The organism is Novosphingobium sp. ZN18A2 (assembly GCF_036784765.1).
Lineage (GTDB): Bacteria > Pseudomonadota > Alphaproteobacteria > Sphingomonadales > Sphingomonadaceae > Novosphingobium.
The window spans coordinates 1,367,732-1,379,271 of record NZ_CP136651.1; the positions used below are offsets into that span (position 1 = coordinate 1,367,732).

General features: G+C 62.9%; 11 protein-coding genes. 6 read left to right on the forward strand and 5 right to left on the reverse strand.

The genetic code is table 11. The features are described 5' to 3' along the window. Positions 1-34 precede the first annotated feature (34 nt). The 3 genes from RXV95_RS06820 to tyrS form a co-directional block, all read right to left on the reverse strand. Positions 35-2,149, reverse strand: a complete 2,115-nt coding sequence (locus RXV95_RS06820; RefSeq protein ID WP_338468253.1) for a TonB-dependent receptor — start codon at positions 2,147-2,149, stop codon at positions 35-37. 173 nt (positions 2,150-2,322) lie between these two features. Next, on the reverse strand, positions 2,323-2,661 hold the full coding sequence (locus RXV95_RS06825; protein WP_338468254.1) for a PilZ domain-containing protein: 339 nt from the start codon (positions 2,659-2,661) through the stop codon (positions 2,323-2,325). A 90-nt stretch (positions 2,662-2,751) separates the two neighbouring features. Beyond that, on the reverse strand, positions 2,752-3,978 hold the full coding sequence (tyrS, locus tag RXV95_RS06830; RefSeq protein WP_338468255.1) for a tyrosine--tRNA ligase: 1,227 nt from the start codon (positions 3,976-3,978) through the stop codon (positions 2,752-2,754). 32 nt (positions 3,979-4,010) lie between these two features. Between tyrS and RXV95_RS06835 the strand changes: the two genes are divergently transcribed. The 3 genes from RXV95_RS06835 (at position 4,011) to RXV95_RS06845 (ending at position 6,555) form a co-directional block, all read left to right on the forward strand. Then, entirely contained in the window at positions 4,011-4,553 is a 543-nt protein-coding gene (locus RXV95_RS06835; RefSeq protein WP_338468256.1) for a DOMON-like domain-containing protein, read from the forward strand. Then, positions 4,550-5,755, forward strand: coding sequence for a DUF1343 domain-containing protein (locus tag RXV95_RS06840; RefSeq protein ID WP_338468257.1), 1,206 nt, complete (start codon positions 4,550-4,552; stop codon positions 5,753-5,755). The genes RXV95_RS06835 and RXV95_RS06840 overlap by 4 nt, the downstream gene beginning before the upstream one ends. Positions 5,756-5,985: 230 nt before the next feature. Next, entirely contained in the window at positions 5,986-6,555 is a 570-nt protein-coding gene (locus RXV95_RS06845; protein WP_338468258.1) for a TMEM165/GDT1 family protein, read from the forward strand. 57 nt (positions 6,556-6,612) lie between these two features. On the opposite strand, the gene RXV95_RS06850 is transcribed toward RXV95_RS06845, so the two are convergent. Further along, positions 6,613-7,794: a VWA domain-containing protein gene (locus tag RXV95_RS06850; protein WP_338468259.1), complete on the reverse strand. Its 1,182-nt coding sequence runs from the start codon at positions 7,792-7,794 to the stop codon at positions 6,613-6,615. Positions 7,795-7,926: 132 nt separating this feature from the next. On the opposite strand from RXV95_RS06850, the gene RXV95_RS06855 reads away from it, so the two are divergent. Further along, on the forward strand, positions 7,927-8,670 hold the full coding sequence (locus RXV95_RS06855) for a glutathione S-transferase family protein (protein WP_338468260.1): 744 nt from the start codon (positions 7,927-7,929) through the stop codon (positions 8,668-8,670). 23 nt (positions 8,671-8,693) lie between these two features. Here RXV95_RS06855 and RXV95_RS06860 read toward each other — a convergent pair whose 3' ends face one another. Continuing rightward, a complete protein-coding gene (locus tag RXV95_RS06860; protein ID WP_338468261.1) occupies positions 8,694-9,542 on the reverse strand; it encodes a MoxR family ATPase in 849 nt (282 codons plus the stop codon). A gap of 198 nt (positions 9,543-9,740) precedes the next feature. Here RXV95_RS06860 and RXV95_RS06865 point away from each other — a divergent pair, with 198 nt between their 5' ends. Next, positions 9,741-11,156: a hypothetical protein gene (locus RXV95_RS06865; RefSeq protein WP_338468262.1), complete on the forward strand. Its 1,416-nt coding sequence runs from the start codon at positions 9,741-9,743 to the stop codon at positions 11,154-11,156. Beyond that, positions 11,141-11,533 carry a c-type cytochrome gene (locus RXV95_RS06870; RefSeq protein ID WP_338468263.1) on the forward strand — a complete coding sequence of 131 codons (393 nt, stop codon included), beginning with the start codon at positions 11,141-11,143 and terminating at the stop codon, positions 11,531-11,533. The genes RXV95_RS06865 and RXV95_RS06870 overlap by 16 nt, the downstream gene beginning before the upstream one ends. Positions 11,534-11,540: the final 7 nt, after the last annotated feature.

Here is an 11,540-nt window from a genome sequence, read left to right on the forward strand (position 1 = left end):
TCATCCTTGCCAAGCAAGCAATTCTAAACCGGGTTCAAATTGAAACTGCCAGCGTCAACTTCACGTTGCGCCCGGTGATCGGCACGAAGTCCCGCGTTTCGGATGCGGACCGCCGTCCATCGGCGTTCAGCAGGTTGTCGCCCGAAAGGATCAGCGTAAGCGGGCTGTCTTCGCCCAGCGGCCGCCAGGTTGCGCTGGCGCCCAGCAGGGTGAAGGCCCCGGTCGGATATTCCTTGGCCGATACGCGGTCCTGCTTCGCGTTCCATTCAACCTCGCCGCGCAGCGAAAGCGTGGGCATGTCGAACTGCACCGCGCCGCGCAGGCGCAGGGGCGGGATGCGCGGCACCGGACCGATGCCCTTGAGCCTGGCGTTTACATAGTCTCCGCCCGCTTCCATCTTCAGCGAATTGTCGCCCCAGCGCGCGGCGGTAACCGAAGCCTCGCTCTCCACGCCCCAGAACCGCGCCGGAGCCTGGATGAACTGGTAGACCGGCAGGTCCTCTATCACTGCGCCCGTCGGCACGGGTGTGATGAAGTTGTCGAAATCGGTGTAATAGGCGGTCACCGCGAAAAGCGCGCCGTCGCCGCGGAAGCGCAAGCCGCCTTCCACGCCGTTGCTCTTTTCCACCGTGAAGTTCGGGTTGCCGATTTCATAGGACTGGGTGGCATCGTGCGCCCCGTCCACGAAAAGCTCTTCCGACGCGGGCGCGCGCTCTCCGTGAATGCCGGCAAGGTTGAGCATCAGTTCATCGGTAACGTGCCAGCCGATGCCCGCGGAGGCGGATACCTGGTTGAAGCTGTGCGTGAGGCCCGCCGGCTTTGCCCGCACGTTGGAATGTTCGTATCGCAGCGCGGCTTCCAGATCGACGCGGGCGAGGCGATACTGCTGCAAGGTGAAGGCGGCAAAGCGGCTGGAGTTGCTGTCCGGCAGCAGTTTTTCGTCACCCACTACCGCCAGGTTGCCGTCGCCGTACTGGATGCCCGTCTGCCCGCGCCATCCGCCCCGGCGCGCTTGCGTGGCGACAAGCCGGGTATCGAATGCCTTGTTGAGAAAGCGCGTTGCCGGCACGCCATTGTCCAGTTCGGCGTGATCGTAATCGGCATAGGCGGCGTTCAACTCCACCTTCCTGATGAAGCCGCCATCCAGGTTAACCCCGGTGCGCAGGCCGAAGCGCGTCTGGCGCAGCGCGATGGACGTATTGCTGCCCGGTGTCGCACTGGGACGCGGGGGAATGCCATAGTTCGTTTCGAGCCGTTGAACCGAAACGCCGATCGTCCCGCCATCGTCGATGAAGGCAAGCCCCGCACCCAGTGTGTGCCCGTTGGCCCAGCTGTTCGCGATGCGACCGCTCGCATTGGCCGCATCGGTCAACGCCGCCGCGCCGCCGGTGTCTCCGTTTGCGGCAAGATCCGCCGCGTCGGCCAGTGTCTGCGCGCGCAGTTGTGGAGACAGCACATAGCCGCCGATGCGTTCATCGGTGCTGTGATTGTAGGACGCATCGAAATGCGCGACGAAGCGCGGCGCAAGGGCCACGTCCAGCGCGCCGGCGCCAATGGCCTGGTTGGCGGCGGTGCCGTAACTGGCAAGACCATCGAATTTATAGCCGTTTTCCGGAACCCTGCGCGGGATGCGCTTGTCCATCGCGTTCACCACGCCGCCCATCGGGTCCGACGAATACATCAGGGCCTGCGGCCCGTGCAGAACGTCAACCCGCTCTACATTCAGTGTATCGAGCGCCACCGCGTGATCCCCCGAGACGGACGAGGCGTCGAGCGATCCGATACCGTCGAGAAGCACCTCCACGCGCGGGCCGTCGAAGCCGCGAAGCACGGGGCGCGACACGCCCGGCGCGAAGGATGAAGAGGAGACGCCCGGCAGCTTGGCCAGCGTATCGCCGATCTGTGGCTGGACCTCGCGCAGAAGCTCGTCACCCTTCATCACGACCGGCGCCATGACCGGGTCGCTGTCGGGCGAAAAGACGCGGCCGGTCACAACGATTTCGGGGCCGTGCATGTCATGTCCGGGCGGAAGCTGCGCCGCTTCCACGGCGGACGATCCGGCGGCGGCGTCCTTTGCCTGCGCTGCCGTCGCGGCAAGTGGCGCGGCGGAAAGAATGGTGGCGGCAAGCAGGATATGGCGATTGGTCAAGGGGGCGTCCCGTCGGTTCTGATGAGTTGACGGCGCCTCTCATAGAGAAATGATATATTGTATCAAGCGGAATATACCGCAGTGCGGCAACATGAACCGATTTTCACGTTTGAAGGCGGCCGTTCACCGCTCGGGCCAGCAAAAACCTCTGAAATTGAAGTCGCGTTCGCCCCTCAGCGGGCGCGAAGAAGGCGCGGGTTCGGCTTGAGCGCGCGAAGCATCTTGACGAAGTCGTCCTGTCGCAGGATGCGTTCGAACTGGAAGCCGCCGCGCTCGCCATCGGCCCACACCAGAAATGCTTCGATCCGGCCGATAACCGGAAGGCGGATGGTAACGCGTTCGCCGCGGCCCAGTTCAATCTCGTTGCGCACCATGAAGCCGTTGCTCGATATGTTGACGATGTGCAGCATCACGTCGCCCAGCGTGCGATGCTCGCCGATGACCGGCATTTCCACCGGGTGCCGTGCAGCCCGGCGAAGATCAGTGACTGAAAGCTGCGCTCCGCCAGTCATTTGCGCTCCCTCGTGTTTTCTCGAACATCCGGGAGCCGTAATGATCCAAATTGGCGAACATTTGGTAAAACAGGGCAGGATAGAAGCGGCCTAGCCTGCGCGGACGATCCCGTGCTTCTTTTTTCCCGCGGAAATCCGCGCTTCTCCGCCGTCCAGCGAAATGACGAAGGCATCGTCCCTGACCTGATTACCGTTAACGCGCGCGCCGCCGCCGGCAATCAGGCGCTTTGCTTCGCCTCGGCTCGCCGCGAATCCAAGGCCGATCAACGCATCGATCAGGCCCAGTTCCATGTCGGGCGAATCGAACGTGGGCAGATCATCGCCAACGCCGCCGCCGGCGAATGTTGCCGCAGCGGTCTTTTCCGCCGTCTCCGCCGCTTCGTGCGACCGCACGAGCGCCGTCACTTCGTTCGCCAGCACCACCTTGGCGGCGTTGATCTCGCTGCCTTCCAGCGCTTCCAGCCGCGCGATCTCGTCCAGCGGCAGGTCGGTGAACAGGCGCAGGAACCGGCCCACGTCGCGGTCGTCGGTGTTGCGCCAGTATTGCCAGAAATCGTAGGCCGGAAGCTGTCCCTCGTTCAGCCACACGGCACCGGAAGCGGTTTTGCCCATCTTCGCCCCGTCCGCCGTGGTCAGCAGCGGGGTGGTAAGGCCGAACAGTTCGATCCCGTTCATCCGGCGGGTCAGTTCGATGCCGTTGACGATATTGCCCCACTGGTCGGAACCGCCCATTTGCAGGCGGCAGGCGTGGCGCAGGGCAAGCTCACGGAAATCGTAGGCCTGCAGGATCATGTAATTGAATTCGAGGAAGGTCAGCGGTTGTTCGCGCTCAAGCCGCAGCTTGACGGAATCGAACGTCAGCATCCGGTTGACCGTGAAATGCGGCCCCACGTCGCGCAGCAGTTCGACATATCCCAACTGGCTGAGCCATTCGTCGTTATCGACCATGATCGCGTCGGTCGGCCCGTCACCGAAGGTGAGCAGCCGTTCGAACACGGTGCGGATCGATGCGATATTGCCCTTGATGATCTCGGGCGTAAGCATCTTGCGGCTTTCGTCCTTGCCCGAAGGATCGCCGATCTTGGTCGTTCCGCCGCCCATCACCACGATCGGCTTGTGCCCCGCCTGCTGGAGACGGCGCAGCATCATGATCTGCACCAGGCTGCCGACATGAAGCGATGGCGCGGTCGCGTCGAAGCCGATATATCCGGGCACAACCTGGCTTGCGGCAAGGGCATCCAGCCCCGCCGCGTCGGTCATCTGGTGGACATAGCCACGCTCGTCGAGCAGGCGGATAAGATCGGACTTGTATGTCATGGCGGCGGGCCGCCTAGCACGGAGTTGCGCGATTGGAAACGCACAGGCTGATCTGCCACCCCGATATGCCGCCGCTTGCCGTCACATCGGTCGAGGCGCGGATCGTCTCGCGAGACGAAAACTGGCTGCGCCTGCGCTGGCGGATCGAAGGGAGCGGCACGCTGTATGTGCCGCCGTTCGGCGGCAAGGGCAGGGCGGACAACCTGTGGCAGACGACGTGCTTTGAAGCCTTCCTGATGCCGGGGGAAGGGCCGGCCTATGTGGAACTGAACCTGTCGCCTTCCGAACATTGGGCGGCTTACGATTTCACCTCGCGGCGCGAAGGCATGGCCAACCGGCCGTTCCCGCGTGAGCCGGATTGCACGATGCGGCAGGGTAGCACGTTCGCGATCTTCGACGCGGCCGTTCCGGCAAGCGCCCTGCCGCCGCTGCCCTGGCGATACGGGCTGACGGCGGTGATCGAAGAGGAGGGCGGCATAAAATCGCTGTGGGCGATGGCGCACGGCGACGGCCCGCCCGATTTCCATGATCCGGCTTGCTTCACCGGCACCTTTGCGGCACCCGGACACGCATGAAATTCGGTATCGACCGCCTGCTGGCGGACCCTGATTTGCGCAAGCCGCTGGAAGGCAAGCGCGTCGCGCTGGTGGCGCATCCCGCATCGGTGACGGACACGCTGGTCCATTCGCTCGATGCGCTGGCGGCCTGCCCCGGCATCCGCCTGTCCTCCGCCTTCGGCCCGCAGCACGGGTTGAAGGGCGACAAGCAGGACAACATGGTCGAAACCGCGGATGAGCTTGATCCGGTTTACGGCATCCCGGTGTTCAGCCTCTATGGCGAAGTGCGCCGTCCCACAGGACAGATGATGTCGAGCGCGGACGTGTTCCTGTTCGACCTGCAAGACCTTGGCTGCCGGATCTATACCTTCGTGACCACGCTGCTCTACCTGCTCGAAGCGGCGGCCGAACATGGCAAGAGCGTGTGGGTGCTCGACCGTCCCAATCCCGCCGGTCGCCCGATGGAGGGGACGAAGCTGGTGCCCGGCACCGAAAGCTTCGTGGGCGCGGGGCCGATGCCGATGCGCCACGGGCTGACGCTGGGCGAGATGGGGCACTGGTTCATTCGCCGCTTCAACCTCGATGTCGATTACCGGGTGATCGGAATGGAAGGGTGGCAACCCGATGCCGCCCCCGGTTTCGGCTGGCCGCAGGACCGCGTGTGGATCAATCCCAGTCCCAACGCGGCGAATCTCAACATGGCGCGCGCCTATGCGGGCACGGTGATGCTGGAAGGCACGACGCTGAGCGAGGGGCGCGGCACGACGCGCCCGCTGGAAGTGCTGTTCGGCGCCCCCGATGTCGAGGCAGGTGCGGTAAAGGCGGAAATGCAACGCTTGGCACCTGACTGGCTGGAGGGCTGTGCCATCCGCGAATGCTGGTTCGAGCCGACCTTTCACAAGCACGCAGGAACGCTGTGCAATGCATTGATGATTCACGCGGAATCGGGATTCTACAATCACGCCGCGTTCCGCCCCTGGCGGCTCCAGGCGCTCGCGTTCAAGGCGATCCGCCGGCTCTGGCCCGATTATCCGCTGTGGCGGGATTTCCCTTACGAATACGTGTTCGACCGGCTGGCGATAGATGTGATCAACGGCGGCCCGGCCTTGCGCGAATGGGTGGACGACAACGCGGCGGAGCCGGGCGATCTGGATGCGCTGGCGAGCGCGGATGAGGCGTCGTGGCGCGAAGAGGTGGCGCCGCTGTTGCTATATCCCTGAGGGCGTTGACGGCACCGGTCCGCGATGCCAATGACGGACCGTCATCTGGGGAGTAGCCAGCCGTCCGCAAGGGCGGGCCTTCACGTCAACATACTCGGCCGAGAGGCCGTGGCGCGGGGGAAGCGGAGCACCGCTTGGGCGAGACCAATGGCATCGTATCTCCGCCTTGGCCGGGCGGGAGAGCGGTGCGCATTGGCTTTCGAACGCTGCCCGGCCCCGGAGAATTCTCGATGGAAGCCTTCCTTACCTCGACAGCCGTGGTGGCGCTTGCCGAAATCGGCGACAAGACCCAGTTGCTGGCGATCCTGCTGGCCACGCGTTTCAGGAAGCCCGTGCCCATCATACTGGGCATTTTCGTCGCCACGGTGGCCAACCATTTCCTGTCCGCCCTGCTGGGCGCTGAAGCGGCCTCGTTCCTGAGCGGATCGTGGTTCCGTTACCTGGTTGCGGCGTCGTTCATCGGCATGGCGATCTGGACGCTGTTTCCCGACAAGGTGGATGACCTTGAGGACAAGCCCGCCCGCTTCGGCGCATTCGTGACGACCACGATCGCGTTCTTCCTGGTGGAAATCGGCGACAAGACGCAGGTGGCGACAATTGCGCTGGGCGCGCGCTTTCACGATGTCGCGCACGTCACGATGGGAACGACCGTGGGCATGCTTCTGGCAAATGTGCCGGCGGTTTTCGTCGGGCACGAGGTGTTGCAGCACGTTCCGCTGAAGGCCGCGCGCATGATCGCGGCCGCGTTGTTCCTTGTGATCGGCGTCTGGCTTCTTTTGCAAACGGCCGGGATGATCTGACGCGCGGGCGGGAAAGGGCGCGCTTGCGTGCGCTCCCCCGATCCGGCCCGGCGGCTCCTAATGCTTCTTGCGCGTCAGTTCGCGCATGGCATCGTCCAGCCCCGCAAGCGTCAGCGGGTACATCGAATCGCCCACCAGATCGCGCATCATCTTGGTCGACTGCGAATAGCCCCACTGTTTCTCCGGCACGGGATTGAGCCAGACGGTGGCGGGATAGATGTGCGCCACGCGGCTCATCCACGTCGCGCCCGCTTCATCGTTGAAGTGTTCGACCGAACCGCCCGGATGCGTGATCTCGTAGGGGCTCATCGCCGCATCACCCACGAAGATCACCTTGTAGTCGTGCCCGTACTTGTGGAGGATATCCCAGGTCGGCGTGCGTTCGGACCAGCGGCGGTTGTTGTCTTTCCACACCGCCTCGTAAAGACAGTTGTGGAAATAGAAGAATTCCAGGTTCTTGAACTCGGCGGTAGCGGCGCTGAACAGTTCCTCCACCAGCTTGATGAACGGGTCCATCGATCCGCCCACGTCAAGGAACAGCAGCAACTTCACCGCGTTGTGGCGTTCGGGCCGCATGTGGATATCCAGCCAGCCCTGCTTGGCCGTGCCTTCGATTGTTGCGTCGAGATCGAGCTCGTCGGGTGAACCTTCGCGCGCGAAGCGGCGCAGGCGGCGCAGCGCAACCTTGATGTTGCGGGTGCCCAGCTCGCGCGTATTGTCGAGGTTCTGGAACTCGCGCTTTTCCCATACCTTCAACGCGCGCTTGTGCTTGGATTCGCCGCCGATGCGCACACCTTCGGGGTTGTAGCCCGAATTGCCATAGGGCGAGGTGCCGCCGGTGCCGATCCACTTGTTGCCGCCCTGGTGGCGCTTTTCCTGTTCTTCCAGACGCTTTTTCAGCGTCTCCATGATCTCGTCCCACGATCCCAGTGACTCGATCGCTTCCATCTCTTCGGGCGTCAGGAATTTTTCGGCCACCGCCTTCAGCCACTCTTCGGGAATATCGACCGGGTTCTGGCCATAGTCGGTCAGCAGCCCCTTGAAGACCTTGTTGAACACCTGGTCGAAGCGGTCGATCAATCCTTCGTCCTTCACGAAGGTGGCGCGTGAAAGGTAATAGAACGCCTCGGGCGTTTGCTCGATCACGTCCTTTTCCAGCGCTTCCAGAAGCGTCAGGTGCTCCTTGAAACTGGCGGGAATGCCGGCTGCGCGCAGCTCGTCGACAAAGTTGAAGAACATCGGATCAGGCTTTCTTTCGGACGGAACGGATGGTCAGTGGACAGTTGGATTTCCGGATGGTCGCTCCGGCAGACTTGTAAGCAATACATACAATCCGCTAGGGTCGTTCCAAACGGAGAGGATATCACACGAATGCTCAAGCTTTACAGTTTCGGTCCCGGCGCCAACTCGCTCAAGCCCTTGCTCACGCTCTATGAAAAAGGGCTCGAGTTCGAGGGAATCAGGCTCAATCCCGCAAAGTTCGAACATCATTCGGACTGGTTCAAGGCGATCAATCCGCGCGGGCAGGTGCCGGCGCTGGTCGATGGCGATCACGTCATCACCGAATCGACCGTGATCTGCGAATACCTTGAGGACGAATATCCCACCGAAGTGAAGCTGCGGCCGGAAAACTCGTATGACCGGGCACAGATGCGCGTCTGGACCAAGTGGGTGGACGAATATTTCTGCTGGTGCGTTTCCACCATCGGCTGGCATCGCGGTGTCGCCCACATGGCCCAGGCGCTGTCGGACGAGGAATTCGAGGCGCACATCAAGAACATCCCCATTCCCGAACAGCAGGTGAAATGGCGCCGCGCCCGCGAAGGGTTCCCGCAGGATCTTCTCGACGAAGAGATGCGCAAGATCGGCGTTTCCGTGCGCCGGCTCGACGATCACCTGGCCGATAACGAATGGCTGGCCGGCGGGATGTTCACCCTGGCCGATATCTGCAACTTCGCCATCGCCAACGGCATGCAGTTCGGCTTTGCCGAACAGGTCAACACGTCGGACACTCCGCACCTGGTCCGCTGGATCGAACAGATCAACGAACGGCCTGCGGTGAAGAAGATGTTCGCCGAAGTGCCGATGGAACGGCTCGGCCCGCCCAGGGATTGAACCCGCCAAGGCGCGGTGGCCGGTCAGTTGCCCTGCCGCCGCGCCATGAAGGCCAGCCGTTCGAACAGCATCACATCCTGTTCGTTCTTCAGCAGCGCACCGTGAAGCGGCGGAATGGCCTTTGACGGATCGCGGTTCTGCAACACGTCCAGCGGCATGTCCTCGTTCAGCAGCAGCTTCAGCCAGTCGAGCAGTTCGCTGGTGCTGGGCTTCTTCTTCAGGCCGGGCACTTCGCGGATTTCGTAGAAGACTTCCATCGCCTTGGAGACGAGCGTCTTCTGGATGCCGGGGAAGTGCACGTCGATGATCGCCTGCATCGTCTCGCGGTCGGGAAACTTGATGTAGTGGAAGAAGCAGCGGCGCAGGAACGCGTCGGGCAGTTCCTTTTCGTTGTTCGAGGTGATGACTACGATCGGGCGTTCCTTCGCCTCGATCCGCTCCTGCGTTTCATAAACGTCGAAGCTCATCCGGTCGAGTTCCTGCAACAGGTCGTTGGGGAACTCGATGTCAGCCTTGTCGATCTCGTCGATCAGCAGGACGGGCAGCTTTTCGGAGGTGAACGCCTCCCACAGCTTGCCCTTCTTGATATAGTTGCGGATGTCGTGAACACGCTCGTCGCCCAGCTGGCCATCGCGAAGGCGGGCGACCGCATCGTATTCGTAAAGCCCCTGGTGGGCCTTGGTGGTGGATTTCACGTTCCATTCGATCAGCGGCGCGCCGGTGGCCTTGGCAATTTCATGCGCCAGCACGGTCTTGCCGGTGCCCGGTTCGCCCTTCACCAGCAGCGGGCGGCGCAACAGCACCGCGGCGTTGACCGCGACTTTCAGATCTTCGGTCGCGACGTATTCCTGTGTCCCCTCGAAACGCTGCATATGCCCTGTCGTCCTGCTATGGTTTAACTGTTCGGTTAAACGAATAGGGGAGGCGGCTTCGCCGCGCAAGCGCGCTTGCGATGCAAAAGCGGACGGTTTGCCGCCGGGATTGATGCAGATCATGTTTTCATCCGAATCGGATGGTATTTGGAATCCGGGTGAGTGCCGGACGGATCATGAGATCTGGAAGGCAGGATAATGCAAAGACAAGGCTTCAGGGAGAAAGACGTTCTCCGTGCCCGGCCGGGCGGACGCGCGGCTGGCAGGATCATGATGGCGGCAGGGCTTCCCGTCTTGCTGGCCGGGACGGCGCTGGCTTTCGCAATCCGTCCGGCGCACGCGGTGCCCGCATTCGCCGAGCAGACCGGGCTTGGTTGCGAGGCTTGCCATGTCGGCGGTTTCGGGCCGCAGCTCACGCCGTTTGGCCGTGAATTCAAGCTGGAAGGCTATACGCTGCGCAGCGGCAAGAAGTTCACCCCGCCGATTTCGGCGATGGCCGTCGGCTCATTCACGCATACGAAAAAAGACCAGGTTCCGCCGCCGGACGGCCTCGATTCCAATGACAATTTCGCGTTCGATCAGGGCAGCGTGTTTATTGCCGGCGGGATCGGCCAGCATTTCGGCGGCTTCGCGCAAATCACATACGATGGCGTGGGCAAGGCCTGGGCGTGGGACAACCTGGACCTGCGTGCCGTGACGAAGGGGCATGTGCTGGGGCAGGACGCGGTTTTCGGGCTTACGCTGAACAACAGCCCGACCGTGCAGGACGTGTGGAACACCACGCCCGCCTGGGGATATCCCTATACCGATACCGCGGTATCGGGCACGCCGGGCGCTGCGCCGCTGATCGACGATGCGCTGGCGCAGGATACGCTGGGCCTCAGCGCCTATGCCTGGATCGGGCAGAAGTATTACCTGGAGGCGGGCGCCTATACGAGCCCGGCTGCCGGAACGCTCAACTGGCTGGGCGTGGACCCCACCGATCCGGGTGATATTGCTGGCCTTGCGCCCTACGGCCGACTGGCCTTCCAGACCAACGCGGGCGGCGGGACGCTGGAGCTTGGTGCCTTCGCGCTGAAGGCGGCGCTCAATCCGGGGCGCGACCGCAGCACCGGGCTGCACGATCGCTACAGCGACGTGGGTCTGGATGCTTCGTGGCAAAAACCGTTGGCCAACAACGACCTCGTTTCGGTCCAGACGCGCTATGTCCATGAATCGAGCAACCTTCAGGCCAGTTGCGCGCTCGGGTTGATCGGCACGAACACCAGCCCGAACTGCGCGAAAACCGACCTGAACGAGCTGCGCGGCGATATCCACTATGTCTGGCACGGCAAGGTGGGCGCCACGCTGGCCGGTTTTACCACCAGCGGTTCGACCAACATGGACCTTTATGGCCCGGCCGGAAATCCCGACAGCAACGGCGTGATGGCGCAGCTCGACTATACGCCGTGGGGCAACGGCCACTCGCCACTCGGCCCGCGATTCAATATGCGGGTGGGGGTGCAATATACAGCTTACGGCAAGTTTGACGGTGCCACACACAACTATGACGGTGCCGGGGCAAACGCCGCGGACAACAACGCATTGAGGGTATTCACATGGGTCGCTTTCTGAAAAAGTCCGTTCTGACTTCGGCGATTGCCACAGGGGCGTTGGTTGCGCTTGCCGCTCCCGCGGCGGGTGCCAGCAGTCAGGCGGGGGCAAAGGACTTCGCTTCGCAGTGCGCGATGTGCCATGCGCATACCAGCGGCGCGCGGTCGGGGATCGGACCGAACCTGTTCGGCGTGGTTGGCCGCAAGGCGGGCAGTCTTGCCGGTTACAGCTATTCCCCCGCGATGAAGTCCGCCGGCTTCGACTGGGACGCGCAGCGGCTGGACCACTACCTGGCAAAGCCCCAGCAAGTGGTCCACGGCAACAAGATGCCGTTCGCGGGCATCGGTAACGCCGCGGAGCGGGCGGAAATCATCGCTTACCTTTCGACGCTGAAATAGGGCGAGC